Annotated in this window: 14 protein-coding genes, 2 tRNA genes, 3 rRNA genes and 1 pseudogene; 13 read left to right on the forward strand and 7 right to left on the reverse strand. The window is 41.1% G+C overall.

Annotated elements, in window-relative coordinates; translation table 11 throughout:
• Nucleotides 1-36: 36 nt before the first annotated feature.
• The 9 genes and pseudogenes from BS636_RS07770 to BS636_RS07815 form a co-directional block, all read left to right on the forward strand.
• The gene (locus tag BS636_RS07770; RefSeq protein ID WP_099338248.1) at nucleotides 37-894 is read left to right on the forward strand and encodes a 23S rRNA (adenine(2030)-N(6))-methyltransferase RlmJ; all 858 of its coding nucleotides are present in this window, start codon (nucleotides 37-39) and stop codon (nucleotides 892-894) included.
• A gap of 40 nt (nucleotides 895-934) precedes the next feature.
• Complete coding sequence (pssA, locus tag BS636_RS07775; RefSeq protein WP_099338249.1) at nucleotides 935-1,753, forward strand: CDP-diacylglycerol--serine O-phosphatidyltransferase; 819 nt, start codon at nucleotides 935-937, stop codon at nucleotides 1,751-1,753.
• Between the two features lie 18 nt (nucleotides 1,754-1,771).
• Nucleotides 1,772-2,848: a DUF6670 family protein gene (locus BS636_RS07780; protein ID WP_099338250.1), complete on the forward strand. Its 1,077-nt coding sequence runs from the start codon at nucleotides 1,772-1,774 to the stop codon at nucleotides 2,846-2,848.
• Nucleotides 2,849-3,280: 432 nt separating this feature from the next.
• A 16S ribosomal RNA gene (locus BS636_RS07790) occupies nucleotides 3,281-4,819 on the forward strand.
• A 61-nt stretch (nucleotides 4,820-4,880) separates the two neighbouring features.
• Nucleotides 4,881-4,957, forward strand: a tRNA-Ile gene (locus tag BS636_RS07795).
• A gap of 57 nt (nucleotides 4,958-5,014) precedes the next feature.
• A tRNA-Ala gene (locus BS636_RS07800) sits at nucleotides 5,015-5,090 on the forward strand.
• 418 nt (nucleotides 5,091-5,508) lie between these two features.
• Nucleotides 5,509-8,402: ribosomal RNA gene (locus BS636_RS07805) — 23S ribosomal RNA — on the forward strand.
• Nucleotides 8,403-8,619: 217 nt separating this feature from the next.
• Nucleotides 8,620-8,734, forward strand: a 5S ribosomal RNA gene (gene rrf, locus BS636_RS07810).
• Together the 16S, 23S and 5S rRNA genes with 2 tRNA genes alongside form the textbook arrangement of a ribosomal RNA operon.
• Before the next feature lie 148 nt (nucleotides 8,735-8,882).
• Nucleotides 8,883-9,092: pseudogene (locus BS636_RS07815) on the forward strand (Na/Pi cotransporter family protein); the annotation flags it as partial.
• Nucleotides 9,093-9,162: 70 nt separating this feature from the next.
• On the opposite strand, the gene istB reads toward BS636_RS07815, so the two are convergent.
• Nucleotides 9,163-9,936 carry an IS21-like element ISAba8 family helper ATPase IstB gene (istB, locus tag BS636_RS07820; RefSeq protein ID WP_099339628.1) on the reverse strand — a complete coding sequence of 258 codons (774 nt, stop codon included), beginning with the start codon at nucleotides 9,934-9,936 and terminating at the stop codon, nucleotides 9,163-9,165.
• Nucleotides 9,936-10,955 (reverse strand): IS21 family transposase, encoded by a 1,020-nt coding sequence (istA, locus tag BS636_RS07825; protein ID WP_099338251.1) that lies wholly within the window; start codon nucleotides 10,953-10,955, stop codon nucleotides 9,936-9,938. Before istA ends, istB begins: the two co-directional genes overlap by 1 nt.
• A 100-nt stretch (nucleotides 10,956-11,055) precedes the next feature.
• Here istA and BS636_RS07830 point away from each other — a divergent pair, with 100 nt between their 5' ends.
• From BS636_RS07830 to BS636_RS07840, 3 genes are read left to right on the forward strand one after another with little or no spacing between them, the layout of a single operon-like run.
• On the forward strand, nucleotides 11,056-11,352 hold the full coding sequence (locus BS636_RS07830; protein ID WP_228206947.1) for a DegT/DnrJ/EryC1/StrS family aminotransferase: 297 nt from the start codon (nucleotides 11,056-11,058) through the stop codon (nucleotides 11,350-11,352).
• Nucleotides 11,352-11,981, forward strand: a complete 630-nt coding sequence (locus BS636_RS07835) for an acetyltransferase (RefSeq protein WP_099338253.1) — start codon at nucleotides 11,352-11,354, stop codon at nucleotides 11,979-11,981. The genes BS636_RS07830 and BS636_RS07835 overlap by 1 nt, the downstream gene beginning before the upstream one ends.
• Nucleotides 11,982-11,988: 7 nt before the next feature.
• Nucleotides 11,989-12,903, forward strand: coding sequence for a glycosyltransferase family 2 protein (locus BS636_RS07840; protein ID WP_099338254.1), 915 nt, complete (start codon nucleotides 11,989-11,991; stop codon nucleotides 12,901-12,903).
• 34 nt (nucleotides 12,904-12,937) lie between these two features.
• On the opposite strand, the gene BS636_RS07845 is transcribed toward BS636_RS07840, so the two are convergent.
• Nucleotides 12,938-14,026 (reverse strand): glycosyltransferase, encoded by a 1,089-nt coding sequence (locus tag BS636_RS07845; RefSeq protein WP_099338255.1) that lies wholly within the window; start codon nucleotides 14,024-14,026, stop codon nucleotides 12,938-12,940.
• A 156-nt stretch (nucleotides 14,027-14,182) separates the two neighbouring features.
• Between BS636_RS07845 and BS636_RS07850 the strand changes: the two genes are divergently transcribed.
• Complete coding sequence (locus BS636_RS07850) at nucleotides 14,183-16,162, forward strand: acyltransferase family protein (protein WP_099338256.1); 1,980 nt, start codon at nucleotides 14,183-14,185, stop codon at nucleotides 16,160-16,162.
• A 64-nt stretch (nucleotides 16,163-16,226) separates the two neighbouring features.
• Here the strand turns inward: BS636_RS07850 and BS636_RS07855 are convergent, their stop codons facing one another.
• The 4 genes from BS636_RS07855 to BS636_RS07870 all read right to left on the reverse strand — a co-directional run bounded on the left by BS636_RS07855 (nucleotide 16,227) and on the right by BS636_RS07870 (nucleotide 20,401).
• Nucleotides 16,227-16,445 carry a hypothetical protein gene (locus BS636_RS07855; protein WP_099338257.1) on the reverse strand — a complete coding sequence of 73 codons (219 nt, stop codon included), beginning with the start codon at nucleotides 16,443-16,445 and terminating at the stop codon, nucleotides 16,227-16,229.
• Between the two features lie 109 nt (nucleotides 16,446-16,554).
• A complete protein-coding gene (locus tag BS636_RS07860; protein WP_099338258.1) occupies nucleotides 16,555-17,421 on the reverse strand; it encodes a lysophospholipid acyltransferase family protein in 867 nt (288 codons plus the stop codon).
• 269 nt (nucleotides 17,422-17,690) lie between these two features.
• Nucleotides 17,691-19,475 (reverse strand): aspartate--tRNA ligase, encoded by a 1,785-nt coding sequence (aspS, locus tag BS636_RS07865; RefSeq protein WP_099338259.1) that lies wholly within the window; start codon nucleotides 19,473-19,475, stop codon nucleotides 17,691-17,693.
• 161 nt (nucleotides 19,476-19,636) lie between these two features.
• Nucleotides 19,637-20,401, reverse strand: coding sequence for a DUF4184 family protein (locus BS636_RS07870; RefSeq protein ID WP_099338260.1), 765 nt, complete (start codon nucleotides 20,399-20,401; stop codon nucleotides 19,637-19,639).
• Nucleotides 20,402-20,543 lie beyond the last annotated feature (142 nt).

The following is a 20,543-nucleotide window of genomic DNA, read 5'->3' on the forward strand; positions in this document are numbered from 1 at the left end:
GTTAAAATAGCTGTTGATCTTAGGAATAATTGAAACATGAATTATCGTCACCACTTCCATGCAGGCAACTTTGCCGATGTCATGAAGCACGTTTTATTGCTTCAGATTTTGTCTCGCCTTAATAATAAAGATAAGCCATATCGTTATATTGATACGCATGGCGGCGCAGGTAAATATGACTTATCGACTTCAGAAGCGCAGAAGTCTGGTGAATTCTTAAACGGTATTCATCGCCTGATTAAACTGGATGATTCAATCAAGCGTAATGCCCCTGAAGGCGTTCAACAATATTTAAAGATTGTTGAAAAAATGCGTGAAAATTTTGGTAAAGGTGCATATCCAGGTTCACCTTGGTTTGCCCTTGAAGGCATGCGCGACATCGACAAAGCCACCATTTTTGAAATGCAGCGTGATGTATTCCAGCAGCTTGATCAGAATATTTTTGACAAGCGTGCCGGTCTGCATGAACGTGATGCTTATGAAGGTTTGCTTGCAGTCATTCCACCGAAAGAAAAACGTGGTCTGGTGATGATTGATCCGCCATATGAAGTGGAACGTAAAGATTTCCCTCAATTGGTCGAGCTCATTGCAGCGGCTTATAAAAAATGGCCGACAGGCGTATTCGCAGTTTGGTATCCAATTAAAGACCGTGCCATGATTGAGCGTTTCGAGAAGAAAATGTTCAAGACTGGTATTCGCCGTCAGCTGATCTGTGAAGTATGTGTATGGCCAGACGACACACCAGTTGGTCTGAATGGTTGTGGTTTATTGGTGATTAATCCACCTTGGAAATTCTCTGAAGATGCTGATGAAGCATTGCAATGGTTATTCCCGCATTTACGTATGCAAGAAAACGGTGGTCACGCCGCAGTTCGCTGGTTAGTTGGCGAATAAGATAAGAAAATTAGTTCATAGGTAGCATGGATCGACGATAATGACAAATATACAAAAACCGGAACGCGAATCTTCATCAGATTTGCCATTTGATGGCATCACCTTCGAGGTGGAGGAAGAGGAGCACACCCAAGAAGGTCAAAAGGTCAAACGTCGCGGCATCTACCTATGGCCGAACCTGATTACAACCGCCGCGTTGTTGTCAGGTTTTTACTCGATCATTGCCAGCATGAATGGTGAATTTCAGCAGGCGATTTATGCGATTTTCCTAGCTGCCTTGTTTGATGGTCTGGATGGTCGTGTTGCACGTGCTATTGGTGCGCAAAGTCCGTTTGGCGAACAGTTTGACTCACTGTCTGACATGTTGGCGTTTGGTGTGGCACCAGCGATTCTGATGTATAGCTGGGGTTTGAGTGATCTTGGGCGTATCGGTCTTGCTGCCTGCTTTGTCTATACCGCTTGTGCAGCTTTCCGTCTGGCACGCTTTAATGTGCAGATTGGCGTAGTAGATAAACGCTATTTCATTGGGGTCGCGAGTCCGCTTGCCGCAGTCATGATCATTTCGCTGGTTTGGGTCGGTTTAGATTTTCCAGAAATTTTCGATATCAAAGATTCAGTGGTTCAGATCATTAATGCGGTTGCGATTGTGATTACCGGTTTGCTGATGATCTCCAATATCAAATACTATTCTTTTAAAACAGTAGAGCGTAAACGCGTTCCATTTTTTGTTTTGCCAATCGCCGTGTTTATCTTTGCAGCGATGACTTACAACATTCCAGTGGGAATCTTGGTCATTTCTGTGATCTATGCTTTGTCAGGTTTCGTGACAACTGTTATGGCGAAACGACAAGTGAGCTAGCATGCAGGAGAGTCTGATATGCCGTTTCTTCAAGATTTATTGGATCGTTCGAAACAGCTGAATCAGACTCCTGCTGCCCAGGCCGATTTGGCCTGTCATGGCCCCAACAAAAAATATAAATATATTCATCAACGTCTCGTTATTCCCAATCTTCCTGCGCCACTACATTATTTCAATTTTTTTAGCATGATCGGTCAGCCGAATGTGCCGATGCTCTGCAATCCAGATGCGATTCATACCGATGCCTTAGATACTGCAACCGTGATTTGTAGCACCAGTGCTCACATGGTCGGTCAACTGAATCATTATTCTATTCAGAATGAATGCCACTTTGAAAACTGTAATTTTAACTTCCATGCACGTGAGCAGCTGAGTAGTACATTCCCGGAGTTTCATTTTTCCCGGCAGGATGATGAACTCAGTGTGGATTTAAATATTAGAGCCATTGAGCTGATTACCCACTTTACCCAGCTTCGATTTTCTCTTGCTGACTATTGGTCGATTCCATGCTGGTGTGAAGGCGTTATTCAATATAAAGATCAGCAATACCAAATCGAAAGCCTGGGCAGCTTTGAATACGCTCGCAGTTTCAAATTTCCTTATTTACCATTCGCTTTTCTAACTTATCAGATGATTAATCTGAATCAGAACCGGCAAATTATTTTGGTTCAGGTACGCGATAGCTTTAACAAGATCATTCAGTCACGTATTTACTATAAAGATCTTGAAAGTCAGCAAACCCAGATGCTGGATGAAAAGGTGATTTTTAAAGTTCATCGGGTCTATCCAAGTGTGACCACACCGAATGGTCAGACCATGTATTTACCGCGTGAATTTGAATGGCACTTTGAAAGTAAAGATGGAATGCAGATTTCGATTCAGGGACAAAGTCGAGGTGATTTTAAATTTGGTCTTGGCGCAGGCTATGTCGGTAGCTTTACTTACCAGATCAAGATCAATGATCAGGAAGAAAATGGGGAAGGGGGCTATATTGAATACATCGATTGCCGCGCTTTACGTTTCCAGGAGTTAACTAAAGAAGAAAAAATATTAAGTAATGTGGTTAATTCTGTTCCCTTTTTAGTCAAAAAATAGAAAAAGTGGCTATTTCTGTAGAATAAATAAACAGACGAGTGTTTTTGTTGAAAAAGGGGGTTGCAAGGGCTCTGAAATACTGTAGAATGCACATCCATCGGCGGTGATGAAGATTAAAACTTCTGATAAAACAGTGACTTAGCATAAAATGGTTAAGTTGGGTTTTAGAAAGAAAGTTTAAAAATAATTTGATTTACTGGTTGACTTTCTAGAGATAGAGAGTAATATAGCCGACCTAGCTTGCTACTGACGAAGTAGTGAGAAGATCATTAAGAGATTATGAAGAACAACTTGTGTGGATTTTTACTGGTTGATTGATCGAAATTATTTTCATTGATTGAATGGTAGAAATTACTCGAAGTTTATTTGAGAAATATTTGTCAGAAAATTGATGAGCCAAGATTGGTACCCTTTAAAGGTACTACTGATTTTAAACTGAAGAGTTTGATCATGGCTCAGATTGAACGCTGGCGGCAGGCTTAACACATGCAAGTCGAGCGGGAATAGGTAGCTTGCTACTGATTTCTAGCGGCGGACGGGTGAGTAATGCTTAGGAATCTGCCTATTAGTGGGGGACAACGTTCCGAAAGGAACGCTAATACCGCATACGTCCTACGGGAGAAAGCAGGGGATCTTCGGACCTTGCGCTAATAGATGAGCCTAAGTCGGATTAGCTAGTTGGTGGGGTAAAGGCCTACCAAGGCGACGATCTGTAGCGGGTCTGAGAGGATGATCCGCCACACTGGGACTGAGACACGGCCCAGACTCCTACGGGAGGCAGCAGTGGGGAATATTGGACAATGGGGGGAACCCTGATCCAGCCATGCCGCGTGTGTGAAGAAGGCCTTTTGGTTGTAAAGCACTTTAAGCGAGGAGGAGGCTTACCTAGTTAATACCTAGGATAAGTGGACGTTACTCGCAGAATAAGCACCGGCTAACTCTGTGCCAGCAGCCGCGGTAATACAGAGGGTGCGAGCGTTAATCGGATTTACTGGGCGTAAAGCGTGCGTAGGCGGCTTTTTAAGTCGGATGTGAAATCCCTGAGCTTAACTTAGGAATTGCATTCGATACTGGAAAGCTAGAGTATGGGAGAGGATGGTAGAATTCCAGGTGTAGCGGTGAAATGCGTAGAGATCTGGAGGAATACCGATGGCGAAGGCAGCCATCTGGCCTAATACTGACGCTGAGGTACGAAAGCATGGGGAGCAAACAGGATTAGATACCCTGGTAGTCCATGCCGTAAACGATGTCTACTAGCCGTTGGGGCCTTTGAGGCTTTAGTGGCGCAGCTAACGCGATAAGTAGACCGCCTGGGGAGTACGGTCGCAAGACTAAAACTCAAATGAATTGACGGGGGCCCGCACAAGCGGTGGAGCATGTGGTTTAATTCGATGCAACGCGAAGAACCTTACCTGGCCTTGACATACTAAGAACTTTCCAGAGATGGATTGGTGCCTTCGGGAACTTAGATACAGGTGCTGCATGGCTGTCGTCAGCTCGTGTCGTGAGATGTTGGGTTAAGTCCCGCAACGAGCGCAACCCTTTTCCTTATTTGCCAGCGGGTAATGCCGGGAACTTTAAGGATACTGCCAGTGACAAACTGGAGGAAGGCGGGGACGACGTCAAGTCATCATGGCCCTTACGGCCAGGGCTACACACGTGCTACAATGGTCGGTACAAAGGGTTGCTACTGCGCGAGCAGATGCTAATCTCAAAAAGCCGATCGTAGTCCGGATCGCAGTCTGCAACTCGACTGCGTGAAGTCGGAATCGCTAGTAATCGCGGATCAGAATGCCGCGGTGAATACGTTCCCGGGCCTTGTACACACCGCCCGTCACACCATGGGAGTTTGTTGCACCAGAAGTAGGTAGTCTAACCGCAAGGAGGACGCTTACCACGGTGTGGCCGATGACTGGGGTGAAGTCGTAACAAGGTAGCCGTAGGGGAACCTGCGGCTGGATCACCTCCTTAACGAAAGATTGACGATTGGTAAGAATCCACAACAAGTTGTTCTTCATGACGATGTATCTGAGGGTCTGTAGCTCAGTTGGTTAGAGCACACGCTTGATAAGCGTGGGGTCACAAGTTCAAGTCTTGTCAGACCCACCACTACTGACGAAGCAATTCATACAGAAACGGAACGATACATTGACTTATTGATAAGCTGGGGACTTAGCTTAGTTGGTAGAGCGCCTGCTTTGCACGCAGGAGGTCAGGAGTTCGACTCTCCTAGTCTCCACCATACATTCCTACGGAATGTATAAAGAACGAAGCTAAAATAAACAATCAAACGGTTGTTAGCCTAGTCCTTAAGCGATCAAGTGCTTAGGTTATAGAGTTTAGTGATAAAGAGGCGTATTATTCGCTTCGTTGTTATTAACCTCTGTGATTTATCACAGTAATGCAGTCCGATGAGGATGCATTAAATCATTAACAGAATATATTTGAGTTGAAATAATTTGTTCATACTCGTTAAGACACAAACAAGCAATTGTTTGAAGATTAATGAGTACTAGCGATTAAACTGAATCAAGCGTTTTGGTATATGAATCTAATTGAAGCTGTACAGTGATTAAGTTCACGAACTCTACAAACTGTGGCGATTAAGTTCGCAACGCGAAGTACTACTTGTAGGTACGAGCGACTGTTTGGGGTTGTATAGTCAAGTAATTAAGTGCATGTGGTGGATGCCTTGGCAGTCAGAGGCGAAGAAAGACGTGATAGCCTGCGAAAAGCTCCGGGGAGGCGGCAAATATCCTGTGATCCGGAGATTTCTGAATGGGGAAACCCACTTACCATAAGGTAGGTATCATTAACTGAATACATAGGTTAATGAGGCGAACGAGGGGAAGTGAAACATCTCAGTACCCTTAGGAAAAGAAATCAATTGAGATTCCCTCAGTAGCGGCGAGCGAACGGGGAACAGCCCATTAAGTCATATCAGTTTTAGTGGAACGCTCTGGGAAGTGCGACCATAGTGGGTGATAGTCCTGTACACGAAAGGGCTGATATGATGATGTCGAGTAGGGCGAGGCACGTGAAACCTTGTCTGAATATGGGGGGACCATCCTCCAAGGCTAAATACTCCTGACTGACCGATAGTGAACCAGTACCGTGAGGGAAAGGCGAAAAGAACCCCTGTGAGGGGAGTGAAATAGATCCTGAAACCGCATGCATACAAGCAGTGGGAGCCACGTCAAGTGGTGACTGCGTACCTTTTGTATAATGGGTCAGCGACTTATATTCAGTAGCGAGGTTAACCGTATAGGGGAGCCGTAGGGAAACCGAGTCTTAATAGGGCGTTTAGTTGCTGGGTATAGACCCGAAACCGGGTGATCTATCCATGAGCAGGTTGAAGGTTAGGTAACACTGACTGGAGGACCGAACCCACTGTCGTTGAAAAGCCAGGGGATGACTTGTGGATAGGGGTGAAAGGCTAATCAAACTCGGTGATAGCTGGTTCTCCCCGAAAGCTATTTAGGTAGCGCCTCGGACGAATACCATTGGGGGTAGAGCACTGTTTCGGCTAGGGGGTCATCCCGACTTACCAAACCGATGCAAACTCCGAATACCAATGAGTACTATCCGGGAGACAGACTGCGGGTGCTAACGTCCGTAGTCAAGAGGAAAACAATCCAGACCGCCAGCTAAGGCCCCTAAATTATAGTTAAGTGGGAAACGATGTGGGAAGGCATAGACAGCTAGGAGGTTGGCTTAGAAGCAGCCACCCTTTAAAGAAAGCGTAATAGCTCACTAGTCGAGTCGGCCTGCGCGGAAGATGTAACGGGGCTAAAACTATATGCCGAAGCTGCGGATTTGCAATTTATTGCAAGTGGTAGGGGAGCGTTCTGTAAGCCGATGAAGGTGGATTGAGAAGTCTGCTGGAGGTATCAGAAGTGCGAATGCTGACGTGAGTAACGACAAAACGGGTGAAAAACCCGTTCGCTGAAAGACCAAGGGTTCCAGTCCAACGTTAATCGGGGCTGGGTGAGTCGACCCCTAAGGCGAGGCCGAGAGGCGTAGTCGATGGGAAATTGGTTAATATTCCAATACTTCTGTTTAATGCGATGAGAGGACGGAGAAGGTTAAGTCAGCCTGGCGTTGGTTGTCCAGGTGGAAGACTGTAGGCATGCATCTTAGGCAAATCCGGGGTGCTCTATGCTGAGAGTTGATAGCAAGCTGTACTTGTACAGTGAAGTGGCTGATACCATACTTCCAGGAAAAGTCTCTAAGCTTCAGTTAAACAGGAATCGTACCCGAAACCGACACAGGTGGTCAGGTCGAGTAGACCAAAGCGCTTGAGAGAACTCTGCTGAAGGAACTAGGCAAAATGGTACCGTAACTTCGGGAGAAGGTACGCTGCCGGCGGTGATAGGACTTGCTCCTTGAGCTGTTGGCAGCCTCAGAAACCAGGCCCCTGCAACTGTTTATTAAAAACATAGCACTCTGCAAACACGAAAGTGGACGTATAGGGTGTGATGCCTGCCCGGTGCTGGAAGGTTAATTGATGTGGTTAGCGCAAGCGAAGCTATTGATCGAAGCCCCAGTAAACGGCGGCCGTAACTATAACGGTCCTAAGGTAGCGAAATTCCTTGTCGGGTAAGTTCCGACCTGCACGAATGGCATAATGATGGGGGCGCTGTCTCCAGCAGAGGCTCAGTGAAATCGAATTCGCCGTGAAGATGCGGTGTACCCGCGGCTAGACGGAAAGACCCCGTGAACCTTTACTGCAGCTTGACATTGAACTTTGATCTTACTTGTGTAGGATAGGTGGGAGGCTTTGAAGTGGCGACGCTAGTTGCCATGGAGCCGTCCTTGAAATACCACCCTGGTAATATTGAGGTTCTAACTCTGTCCCGTTATCCGGGACGAGGACCATGTCTGGTGGGTAGTTTGACTGGGGCGGTCTCCTCCTAAAGAGTAACGGAGGAGTACGAAGGTGCGCTCAGCGTGGTCGGAAATCACGCGTAGAGTATAAAGGCAAAAGCGCGCTTAACTGCGAGACCCACAAGTCGAGCAGGTACGAAAGTAGGTCTTAGTGATCCGGTGGTTCTGTATGGAAGGGCCATCGCTCAACGGATAAAAGGTACTCTGGGGATAACAGGCTGATACCGCCCAAGAGTTCATATCGACGGCGGTGTTTGGCACCTCGATGTCGGCTCATCTCATCCTGGGGCTGAAGCAGGTCCCAAGGGTATGGCTGTTCGCCATTTAAAGAGGTACGCGAGCTGGGTTTAGAACGTCGTGAGACAGTTCGGTCCCTATCTACCGTGGGCGCTGGAAATTTGAGAGGATCTGCTCCTAGTACGAGAGGACCAGAGTGGACGAACCTCTGGTGTACCGGTTGTGACGCCAGTCGCATCGCCGGGTAGCTATGTTCGGAAGGGATAACCGCTGAAAGCATCTAAGCGGGAAGCCTACCTCAAGATAAGATTTCCCTTGGACTTTATGTCCACTAAAGAGCCGTTGAAGACTACGACGTTGATAGGTTGGATGTGGAAGTGCAGTGATGCATGAAGCTGACCAATACTAATTGCTCGTGAGGCTTGACTATACAACACCCAAGCAGTTGTATACGAACTTCGAAAGAAGTGAGCATCAATTGATTTCATATTGATCTAACGATCAGACAAAAACTTGATTTAGTGAACGCTAAAGCGCAAACTACGACAACTCAGATATTACTGTTAATGAATTCTATTTGAAGAAAGCTAGGCACACGAAGCGTAAGCAACGTAGATAAGACCATAGCGAGTAATCATACCAGTTGTGCTGGCGACCATAGCAAGAGTGAACCACCTGATCCCTTCCCGAACTCAGAAGTGAAACCTCTTAGCGCTGATGGTAGTGTGGGGTTTCCCATGTGAGAGTAAGTCATCGCCAGCTCATTATTCCAAACACCCTCAAGTCAAGGCTTGGGGGTGTTTTTTTATGGGTGGAAATTAGACAAGTCTAAAGTGTTCGGCAGGCTTGGTTTCGTTTTAGCGATCGTATATAAATTATTAGAATTTAAAAAATATAAAATGGGATAGGCGTGTTTGACGTATTTGCGCAACTTTGTGGTGGAATCGGCTTATTCCTGTTTGGTATGACTTTAATGACCGATAGCCTAAAGGATATTGTAGGTGAATCTTTGAGACAGTGGTTAGGCAGATTTACTGGTTTTCCATTAAAAGCAATGAATTTAGGCATTATCTTTACCCTGATTGTTCAGTCTTCAACAGCGACTACACTTGCCACTGTCAACGGCATTTAAAAACTGACCCCTTTTACCTTACGAATGGCAAAGTAAAATTGACCCCTTTGATTTCCTATTAAGTTTCAACCTGAGGCTGAATCCCAATTCTTTTTTTATCCTTCAAACGATAACTCTCACCTGATATTTGTACGACATTACAATGATGCAGTAACCGATCTAACATTGCAGCAGTCAATGTCACATCATCTGCAAAGGATTTTGCCCACTGGCTAAATGGTAAGTTACTCGTCAATATCGTACTGCCTTTTTCATAACGCTTGGCAATCACGTTAAAGAACAGATTCGCTTCTTCACGCCCAAAGGGCAAATAACCAATTTCATCGATAATCAGTAATTTCGGGGCGAGTATCACGCGCTGCATATAGCTTTTCAATTTACCTTGCTGATAGGCTGTACTAAGTTGCAGCATGAGATCAGCAGCGGTAATAAACTTGGTTTTGATATTGTTCATGATGGCCTTATAGCCCAATGCCATGGATAAATGCGTTTTTCCAACACCACTAGCACCAAGAAACACCACATTTTCTGCTCTCGGGATAAAGCTCAGGTTGAACAACTCAACCACCTGTGATTTGGGAGCACCCAGTGCATAATTAAAATCGTAGCCTTCCAGCGTTTTCACTTGAGGCAGCCCTGAAAGTTTCATTAATACCTGCTGACTACGCTGTTGCCTAGCAGCATATTCATGCATCAGCATGGCTTCAACAAAGTCAGCATAACTTCCATCCTGACCTAATGTTTGTTGTGCATGATGTGACCATTGTGATGCGATGGCGGGTAGATTGAGCTTTTGGCAAAGCTGCTCTATACGTTCGTATTGCAGATTCATCATGAAGCTCCCAGCAATTGGTCATAGACTGATAATGGATGCTGCAGACTTTCGTAGGGCATTACATGCTGTGCCGCTGCAATAGGCACAGTGCCGGAAACCGTATTTGATTGCGGTAATGGCGCAAATCTTTCCTGCTCCTGCTGCAGACGAATAACCGGTTTTGCTTGTGTGGTGGCATGGATTCGCTGATTGGCTGTTTCATGTAGCCATCGACCAATATGTGCGTTGGCGGTCACCACATCTAAAGTCAATCCTGCAGTCTTTAAAGTTGCCTTCAATGGCACAATAAAACTGGATTTTAGATAGCTGTTAAAACGTTCAACTTTACCTTTGGTTTGTGCACGGTAGGGCTTACATACGCGGGGGCGAAAGCCATAATTCTTGGCACAGTCGAGCAGTTTGGGGTTCCATTTATGCTGCCCCTCTTGATAAGCATCCCGCTCAATCATAATAGTTTTGGCATTATCAAACAGGATTTCCTGAGGCACTCCGCCAAAGAATTGGAATGCATTTTCCAATCCATCAATCCATGCTTCAGTGCGTTCGTGATCATAAAATTTGACAAAGGTTGCTCTGGAGTAACCCAATGTGGCTACAAATGCTTTTAAAGTCGTGTTGTTGCGTCGAATCGTGGTGAAGTCAACCTGCATTTGTTGGCCAGGTTGAGTTTCAAAACGAATAACGGGTTCCGGTTTGGCGACTGGTTTTAATGTTGCAAGATATTGCCTCAATATCCTGATCTTTCCTGGATATCCAAACCTTAAAATTTCCTGGTAGAGCACAACGGCAGGAATCCATTCAGGATGTGCTGCATTTACACGTTGGAGTAAATAGGGTTTATATGGATCAAGAATACTAGTTCTAGGTTGTGTACGCCGATACTGAGGTGTTTCCTTGTGCCGTAAATATTTACGCACAGTATTTCGGGACACCCCAAGTTCACGACTGATCCCTTTAATAGATAGACCTTGTTGATGAAGAATTTGGATTGTCACTGCTTGCTCCAAAGTTAACATGTTGAGCAGTCCAAAATGACCGCTATATTAACCAAGGGGGTCAGTTTTTAAATGCCGTTAGGGGGTCATTTTTACACTGCCGATAACAGAAGTAAAAGGCATTACCTGTATAGCACGTCCTGATGTAGATCAAGATAACTATGCGTACTTCCCAATTATTGTGAAAGAAAACTATCCTTTAAGTCGTGATGAGTTATTTGAAAAATTTAAAGAAAATAATATTTTTGCTCGAAAATACTTTTATCCGATTATGAGTGATTTAGATATTTATGCAAATTTTAGATCTGATGTACAAAAAGCAAAACAGTTATCCGAATCAGTCTTGTGTTTACCTATGTACCCAACTTTATCATTGGATCAATGTGAATTGATTGTAGATATCATGAAAGGGAACTAGTGAAAGAAATTATTATTATTGGTGCGGGTGGTCATGCAATTGAGATTGCGTGGCTCGCTAGTCGATGTAAGCGTAAAGTTAAGGGCTTTCTCGATGATACTTTGGAAAAACAAGGTAAATGTTTTTCTAATATTCCTGTATTGGGAAAGATTGAAGAGAGAAAAAAATATTTAGAATGTGAGTTTATTATTGCGATTGGAAATCCTAGAGCAAGAAATAAAATTGTCGACTATTTCTTTTCTGACGAGCATTATTCTTTTGCGACATTAATAGATCCTACTTGTATTTTAGGAGAAAATATTAAAGTAGGGGAAGGTAGTATGATTTGTGCTGGCACTATTCTGACTATCAATGTAGATATAGGGAATCATTGTATTGTAAATATTAACTCAACATTATCACATGGTGTAAAACTTGATGATTATGTAACTATCGCACCAAATGTATCCATATCTGGTGATGTCTGCTTAAAACAATTAGTTGAGATAGGAGCTAATTCTTCTATTCGAGAAAAGGTTACAATATATGATGGGGCTATGGTTGGAATGGGAACAGTAGTAATTAAGGATATTGAAGAAAATCATACTGTTGTCGGTAATCCAAGTCGAATAATTAAGATTTTAAATTAGGTTAGAAATGAATATATTGGTTTCTGTGTGTGTAGTGACTTATAATCAGGAAAGATTCATTGAGGATAATCTTAGAAGTCTACTTGCACAAAAGACAAATTTTAGTTATGAAATTGTCATAGGGGATGATAGCTCTACTGATTCTACACGTGAAATTATAGAGCGATTATATAAGGAATATTCTAATATTATAGTTCCCATTTTTCATGAAAAGAATATAGGTCCTATAGGAAATATTAAATCTGTATACAAAAAAGCTAGGGGTAAATATATTTATCATTTGGATGGGGATGACTTAGCTTTGCCGAATAAATTGCAACGACAATTTGATATTATGGAGCTTAATCCCGACGGTACTATATGTACACATGATATGAAATATGTGAATGCTCAAGGCGACTACTTAAAATCTTGGACACACTTTGAAGGAAAGTTTAATTTAGATTATTTATATTTGAATTTACCTTTTTTTGCACATTCTTCTAAAATGTTTAGAAATGACTTTAAACTTGAATATTTAAATGAGTTACATCCTCAAGCATTGGATATTGAAATACATATTGCTCAAGCTAAGAAGGGAAATATTTACCATATTAATGAAGAGCTTGGAGAGTATCGAGTTGATGTGGGAATAAGTAAGATTGGGAAAAAAATTAATCCAATTTTACCTAAAGGCTTAATTAGAGCTTATGAAAAAGCCATATTTGAGGAAAAAAATGAAATTAGAATAAATGAATTAAAAAGGGTTTACGCAAAAACAATGCTTCAATATGCCCGTCAATTTTATTTAACAAACAGTGACTATGAAGTTTTTTGTATGTTGGTAAAAAAGTCCTTAAGTATAAAATTTTATACTCTTAGACAACTTAATTATTACTTACTCATGTTGTTACCAAGGAAGATCATTTACAATAGGAAATAAAAAGATAGTTTTATTTATTCATAATATTTTGATTTTATATAATTGACAAAAAACTAGAGGCCATATTTTTAATGTGTAAGATTTCTTTGGTTTCTTTATGAATAGCATAAGGAGACTTAATACAATTTTGTATTTTATTGGAAAGCATGTTGATATCATTGTGTTGGATTAAATATTTTTTCATATTTTTTTGAAGGTGAAATATGTCTTCTACGCCCGAAGAACAATTATAAGCAATTACGGGTGTGTTTAAAGTGATACTTTCTGCAAGCACTAATCCGAATGATTCGTATTGCGATGTTAATATCAGACATTTTGATTCGGATATGAATTTATAAGGGTTATCAACCCAACCTAAAAAATCAACTCGATCGGCTATTTTTAATTCTTTGGTCAACTCTTCTAGTTTTTGTCTTTCTGTGCCATCACCAACAATTGCCATTCTGCCATTTGTATTAGACATAGAAAAAGCTGTGATCGCATGATCTACTTGTTTGATAGGAACTAATCTTCCAACAAAAATAACATCCCATTTTTTTTCTGTTATTGGATATCGATTAAGGTATTTGAATGGAATATTTACACCATTCGCAATCGTTTTAATGGAATTTGGATTGGAATATGTCCTAGCTTTATTTTCTAAATCACGGTTTACAGTAATTAAATTCCGGTTACGAAATAATTTAGAAAATTTTCGTTTATTTTTTAAAAAACGAATATGTTCTTTAAGTTGTTTGAGGGGATTATTAAACCTTCTAATTTCGAGTAAATCTCCGTGAATCCAGTGCCAAACATTACCTTTTAGATATGGTGCGAGCCAATGGCCATTATTATATCCAGTTATTATTAGGTCGAAACCATAAGCTAGGAGTTGATCAATTTTTTGTTTTTCATAGTGTGTTAGTGTTTTATTTTTCCACATTTTGCCATAAGCAAAGGATTCAGTTATTTGCAGATCCGTATAGTGGACAAGGGAAGAACAATGATAATGATTACGTTGTCCATTAAGAACAGCTAAATAAATAATATGATCTTGTTTTGCCAGATATTCAGCAAGTTGCAGTGTAATCTTTTCTGCGCCTCCACAGCCTAAGTGGTCGATAATAAACAGGATTTTTGACATTTTTTTAGCAGTAGTAGGTGAGTGCGATCAGTATATCAGCAAGATTTTTTTTGTAAATTACACTAATGACTAAAAAACGATCCATTAGTTGATATGTCTTGTAAATAGGAATCAAGGAAATACAATAAGTACATTTTTATATTGCATAGTTATTGTATGAGTATTAGATATAATCCAGTAATTGATGGATTGAGGGCACTTGCTGTATTGCTGGTGATTTTCAACCATATCGGGATACATTTATTTTCTGGAGGGTTTATCGGGGTTGATATTTTCTTTGTAATTTCAGGTTATTTGATTACTTCAATTATTTATAAAGACATGAAATTAGGGAATTTTTCAATAGGGAGCTTTTATAAAAAACGGGTGATTAGACTGGCACCAGCATTTTTTACTGTATTGACAGTAGTATCAATAATTAGCTGGTTTAGTATGTTGCCACATGAATTGGCTGAATATGCAAAGAGTGCTGTATATTCAACTTTCCTGATGGCAAATGTCTATATGCGCAAGGAGGTTGGAGGATATTTCTCCACTAGTGTTGAGGAAGTACCTTTATTACATTTATGGTCTTTAGGAGTAGAAGAACAGTTTTATCTATTCTGGCCCTTATTATTGTTGATGCTAATAAGGAAAACTAATCCTAAATGGATGCTCTGGATTATTATTGGATTAATTATTGCTTCAGTTTTTTATGCTGAACAGCAAATTTTGAAAAATGCTGGTAAAGCATATTATCGGATGCCTGTTCGCGCATGTGAAATGTTTTTAGGAGCGCTGATTAGTTTTCTACCTGTAATTCGTATCAAAGATATTTTAGCCAAATTATTAATTTATCTAGCAACAATTTCACTTTGTATTACAGCCATTCTTTTTAATGAAGAGACTAAATTTCCAGGCTTGAATGCTCTGATCCCATGTTTATTAACAGCTAGTATTATTTATTTTAGTCAGACTTTACAACAGCAAACTATTTTATCTAGTTCAGCCTTTTTATGGATTGGTAAAATTTCCTATCCTATGTATCTTTGGCATTGGACTATTATTGCATTTCTTAATATATATTTGATTAATATAGATTTTTATATTCAAGTTTCTATTATTTTGCTCACTATAGCATTAGCTTGGTTAACTTATATTTATTGTGAAAAGCCAGCTAGAAAATGGGTAAAGATATCTAATAAGAAAGTTCTATGTATCGGATTCTTATTGCCTAGCCTTAGTTTTGCAAGTATGTCCGGTTTTATTCAAATTAATAATGGTCTTCCCGGACGATTTGAGCCTATCATCAGTCAGCAAGTTGAAGCTCTTCAGTCTGCGGCACATTTTGTTCGAAAAGAATGTCACGATGCCCCAAAAGATCGTTCTATTTTACCAGAAGCATCACTATGTAGTTTTGGAGAACGCGATAAGGCTAATATTGATCTTTTAGTATTAGGTGATTCTCATGCTAATAGTTTGATTGGTGCACTTGAAGTTTGGGCCAAGGCTGCAGGTATGAGAGGATATGATCCGACCCAAAGTACCAGTTTGTATTTACCTGGGGTTGCTCTGTATGAGAGAAAAACTGGAGACACATATGTAGAGTTTTCATCATTTAAAGTCAGGAATGAGAGCTTAACTTCACATTTAGCATCCAATCACTATCCAATTATCGTTGTATCAGGATACTTTTCGACCTATTTGAGTGAGAAGGTTAAACTTGATGATGGTACAGGAAGATCGAACGAAGAAATTTTTGTAGAAAGCTTTAAAAAAGGTTTAGATAATATTTATCAGTCAACTGATAGGGTTATCCTTATTCACGATGTACCAGAGTTATTTGACTTACAAGCAAACTGTAATACTCGCGTTAATATGCTTAAATTAAACCATGCCTGTACTACAGATGTGCAAAGCTTATACTCACGGGATAAACGATTCCTTCAAATTTTGGACAGAATAAAAGTAGGTTATTCAAATCTGGAAATTGTAAATCTAAATTCTATTATTTGTGATGAATTGGTTTGCCAAAGTCATTTAAATAATATCCCATTATATAGGGATAAAGACCTGAATCATTTATCCTTTATAGGAGCATCAATATTAGGTAAAGAGTATCTACGATTAAAAGGGAATCCGTTGATAATTCAATAATTAAAATGGTAGTCTAGTGTTCACTAGGCTACCGTTTTAATTTAAAATAAGAATTTAGCGAGTATTATTCCTTCTCCGGATTACCCTTCAGCACCATATAAATTAACCCGACAAAAAACATGAAGGCGCCAATAATGCTGCTCAGGCAGAAGTAGACAATGCGGTCATTAGTATCTAAGGAGAACAAGTTGTTCGCCAGAATGTAGCGCATAAACAACCATTGCACGATTGAAAAAACAATCAGCATAATGCCACGATTACGGACAGCAGGACGCATAGCCATGGTAGAAAATCCACTTCTTCAAAGAACTTAAAGATTATGCCACTGTTAGGGGGGAATCTCAATTCATTCTATTTTTATCGCATCTATATAGACTGAATAGGTACTGATCTTAGGATTTATAGAGATTCAGGCTATGAGAGCAGTTACGGAAACGCTTATAAGACCAGATGTATTGTAGCGGTGCAACCGCAATAGTCTGTTCGATATGCTGGTTTAAAGAAAGCACACTAAGATTTAAATCTTTGGAACTGATTTCGGCTGTAACAGGTGTGCAGTGAATATCAAATGAACCCTGCGAATGATGACGTAAACAACTGAGTCCGACTACACGGCATCCGGTTTTTTGGGCGAGCTTAGACACAATAGTTCCGGATAGAACATGTTGCTTAAAAAAGTCAGTATAGATCCCACCAGAAGGTTTCGGTAGATGATCGGGTAAAATGACAGTCAAGCCGCCTTGTTTAAGATGCTTAAAAATAGCTCTCACACCACTTTCATTTGCTGGTACGAGCACAGCACTGGTTTTTTGGCGGGCTTCCAGAATATAGCGGTTAATCTGTTCATTTTTATTGGGCTTGTACATAATCATGGGCTGTGCTTGCTGACATAGCCAGGCATTAAGTAATTCCCAACTGCCTAAATGCGGCACAATTACAATTACCCCGTGCTTTTCATTGAGTGCATTTTCTAAATGCTCAGCGCCTTGAATATTCTTAATCTTACTTAAACTATATTCAGGCGACATGCCCCAAAACTTGATGCATTCGAGATAACTTAAACACTGGCTGTGAATACTGGCTCGAACCATTGCTTCTTGCGCGGCAGGCTTTAACTCAGGATAAGCCAGTTGGATATTAATTCGCGTAATACGTTGAATAGATGAAGGTGTCTGAATTAAAACCCAAGCAATCAGATAACCAAGAAAGTGTAGGACACGTAAGGGAAGTAAGGCTAAAAGCTTTAATAAAAAATACATGCGAAGACAATTACTCAAGATCAGGCAGTTTAATAGATGAATTTAAGCGCCTAAAAATCTGAGAAAAGAGTCAAAAATAGCCAAGCAGCTTAAGTAGTAATGGAGAACAGGTATCAGTCGATACACAAGAATCAGCTCATATTCTAACCTGAAGCACTACTAAAAGGGGAATTTAAAATATTGAATATAATTCTTAAAACGACGGGTAATGAGTGTTTCATAAAAAAGCCCTGCATAGGGCAGGGCTTTTGAACATCAGTTACTAAAAATTATCTAGCTTCTTCTGCTTTTGGTTTTTCACGTAAACGAATACCTAAATCACGCAATTGAGTTGCTTCAACTGGTGCAGGTGCTTGAGTCAACGGACATTCAGCAGTTTTGGTTTTCGGGAATGCAATCACGTCACGGATTGAAGATGCACCTGTCATCAACATCACCAGACGGTCAAGACCGAATGCTAAACCACCGTGAGGAGGTGCACCGAATTTCAATGCATTTAATAAGAAGCTGAATTTCTCTTCTGCTTCTTCTTCAGAAATACCAAGCGCTTCAAAGATCGCTTTTTGCATTTCTAGGTTATAAATACGCAGTGAACCACCACCGATTTCAGTACCGTTCAATACCATATCGTAAGCAACAGACAATGCAGCACCTGGATTGTTCTTCACTTCTTCAACGCTTGATTTAGGCAGTGTGAATGGGTGATGCACAGAAGTCCATTTGCCATCGTCAGTTTCTTCGAACATCGGGAAGTCAACAACCCAAAGTGGTGCCCACTCACAAGTTGCAAGCTTCATGTCATGACCAATTTTCACACGAAGTGCACCCATCGCATCATTTACGATTTTCGCTTTGTCTGCACCGAAGAATACGATGTCGCCATTTTCAGCGCCAACACGTTTCAATAGATCAAGCACGATTGGCTCGATGAATTTCACGATTGGAGATTGAAGACCTTCGATGCCTTTTTCAAGTTCGTTGACTTTGATGTAAGCCAAACCACGTGCACCATAGATGCCTACGAATTTAGTGTATTCATCGATCGCACTACGTGGAAGAGAGCCAGCACCTGGTACACGAAGCGCAACGATACGGCCTTTAGGATCTTTTGCAGGACCTGCGAATACTTTGAACTCAACGTCTTGCATTAAGTCTGCAACGTCAACAAGTTTCAATGGAATACGTAAGTCAGGCTTGTCAGATGCATAGTCACGCATTGCATCTGCATAAGTCATACGTGGGAATTTTTCGAATTGAACGTCTAGAAGTTCTTTGAACATCTTAACAGTTAAACGTTCCATCAAATCCATAATGTCATCGTCACTCATGAACGATGTTTCAACGTCGATTTGGGTGAATTCAGGCTGACGGTCAGCACGCAAGTCTTCATCACGGAAACATTTAGCGATTTGGTAGTAACGATCAATACCACCCACCATCAACAACTGTTTGAATAGCTGTGGAGATTGTGGAAGTGCGTAGAAACTACCGTTAGAAACACGACTTGGTACTAAATAATCACGTGCACCTTCTGGTGTTGCACGAGTCAAAATTGGTGTTTCAACGTCCAAGAAACCATTGTCTTCGAAGTAGTTACGAATCAGGTTAGTCAGTTTAGAGCGGAAACGTAAACGATCTAGCATTTCTGGACGACGAATGTCCAAGAAACGGTATTTTAAACGTACTTCTTCAGAAATATTTGTGTTTTCGTCATTCAATGGGAATGGTGGAGTTTCAGACGCAGCAAGAACTTCGATTTCTTTACCAAGAACTTCGATTTGACCGCTAGTGATATTCGCGTTTTCAGTACCTGCATAACGACGACGTACGCGGCCTGTAATTTTTAATACGAATTCTGAACGTGATTTGTCTGCAGTTGCGAATGCCTCAGGGGTATCTGGATCGATAACCACTTGAACAAGACCATCACGGTCACGCATGTCAAGGAAGATTACACCACCGTGGTCACGGCGACGGTGAACCCAACCGCATAATGTTACGGTTTGGTCAATTTGAGCTTCGGTTAAAGAACCGCAGTAATGAGTTCGCATCATAGCGTTAGAAATCCAACTATATGGGTTAAGGTCAGCGAATACGTAAACAGCGTACCGCTTTTAGTAAAAGTAGGATTATGCCTCTTTGGGCCTTCAGTCACAAGAACTTGCGTGAAAAACAGTATGATTTGGAGATATGGCTATATTAATCTGACTGGAGCTTAGCCCATGCGGTGCTGGCGATCCAGAAATAAAAATAGGATGCAACCCAGTGTAAAAACTAATAGAGCCCATTGACTGAATTCGTTGATAGCACGACCAGTAAAATAATACAGATCAGACTGCCAAATCTCAGTAGGAATATGTCTGGAGTAATCCCAAACAGAAAGCATGCCCATAACAAAGGTAATACTGAGTAGGCCCCAGGCAAAGGTTCTAACCTTTTTATTCACTGGCAAATATTGCTGATAAGTATGGTAATAACACCATATCATCCAGCCAATAAAAGGCAGCGCTAAAGCAGAAGTTCCGAGCTGGAGCATGCGATGCATTGGGAAATAATATCCAAGTATTGCAACTGGTTGGGCTAGAAAATCCCGAAAGGCAAAAGTCCGAAAATCCGCATGAGTGAGTCCATCCCAGATGAGGTGAGTAGCAATACCTAGAATCAAAGCAATACAGGTTGCACAAATAAATTTGATTGCTGAAACTACATTATGTATATCGAGTTCATGCTGGATACCGACAAAGCGGTAAACTACAGGACGGTAGATGGCATACCAGAGTAGACAGAAACCTAGGCCGATCCATAGATTAGGATGAATGATCGAAGACCATAGATGAGTGATATTAGATGATGCCTGAGTAAACAACCGATATAAATCCGGCACCATACAGCCAATCGCCAATGCGGCTACAGGCAAGCGATGCCCTGTTAATTTGGAGAGTGGAGGAGCAAGTACTGCATGAGATAAAGTAAAGGGCATAGTAGATAATGTAATTATGTATTTTAGTGGTGATTAAAATATAAATAAAAAATCGGTTCTAAATTATAGCTTAAATCAAAAGAAATGATTGTAAAAGTAATGAAATGTTATATTATAACATTATTCTGTTTTGATCATTTTG

The sequence above is a fragment of the Acinetobacter sp. LoGeW2-3 genome (assembly GCF_002688565.1).
Taxonomy (GTDB): domain Bacteria; phylum Pseudomonadota; class Gammaproteobacteria; order Pseudomonadales; family Moraxellaceae; genus Acinetobacter.

Excerpts from the sequence above, each read along its gene's own strand:
- istB (WP_099339628.1), bottom strand. The coding sequence starts at position 9,936 with ATGAATCTGCAATACGAACGTATAGAGCAGCTTTGCCAAAAGCTCAAT.
- BS636_RS07770 (WP_099338248.1), top strand. The coding sequence starts at position 37 with ATGAATTATCGTCACCACTTCCATGCAGGCAACTTTGCCGATGTCATG.
- pssA (WP_099338249.1), top strand. The coding sequence starts at position 935 with ATGACAAATATACAAAAACCGGAACGCGAATCTTCATCAGATTTGCCA.
- BS636_RS07860 (WP_099338258.1), bottom strand. The coding sequence starts at position 17,421 with ATGTATTTTTTATTAAAGCTTTTAGCCTTACTTCCCTTACGTGTCCTA.
- BS636_RS07780 (WP_099338250.1), top strand. The coding sequence starts at position 1,772 with ATGCCGTTTCTTCAAGATTTATTGGATCGTTCGAAACAGCTGAATCAG.
- istA (WP_099338251.1), bottom strand. The coding sequence starts at position 10,955 with ATGTTAACTTTGGAGCAAGCAGTGACAATCCAAATTCTTCATCAACAA.
- aspS (WP_099338259.1), bottom strand. The coding sequence starts at position 19,475 with ATGATGCGAACTCATTACTGCGGTTCTTTAACCGAAGCTCAAATTGAC.
- BS636_RS07845 (WP_099338255.1), bottom strand. The coding sequence starts at position 14,026 with ATGTCAAAAATCCTGTTTATTATCGACCACTTAGGCTGTGGAGGCGCA.
- BS636_RS07855 (WP_099338257.1), bottom strand. The coding sequence starts at position 16,445 with ATGGCTATGCGTCCTGCTGTCCGTAATCGTGGCATTATGCTGATTGTT.
- BS636_RS07840 (WP_099338254.1), top strand. The coding sequence starts at position 11,989 with ATGAATATATTGGTTTCTGTGTGTGTAGTGACTTATAATCAGGAAAGA.
- BS636_RS07870 (WP_099338260.1), bottom strand. The coding sequence starts at position 20,401 with ATGCCCTTTACTTTATCTCATGCAGTACTTGCTCCTCCACTCTCCAAA.
- BS636_RS07850 (WP_099338256.1), top strand. The coding sequence starts at position 14,183 with ATGAGTATTAGATATAATCCAGTAATTGATGGATTGAGGGCACTTGCT.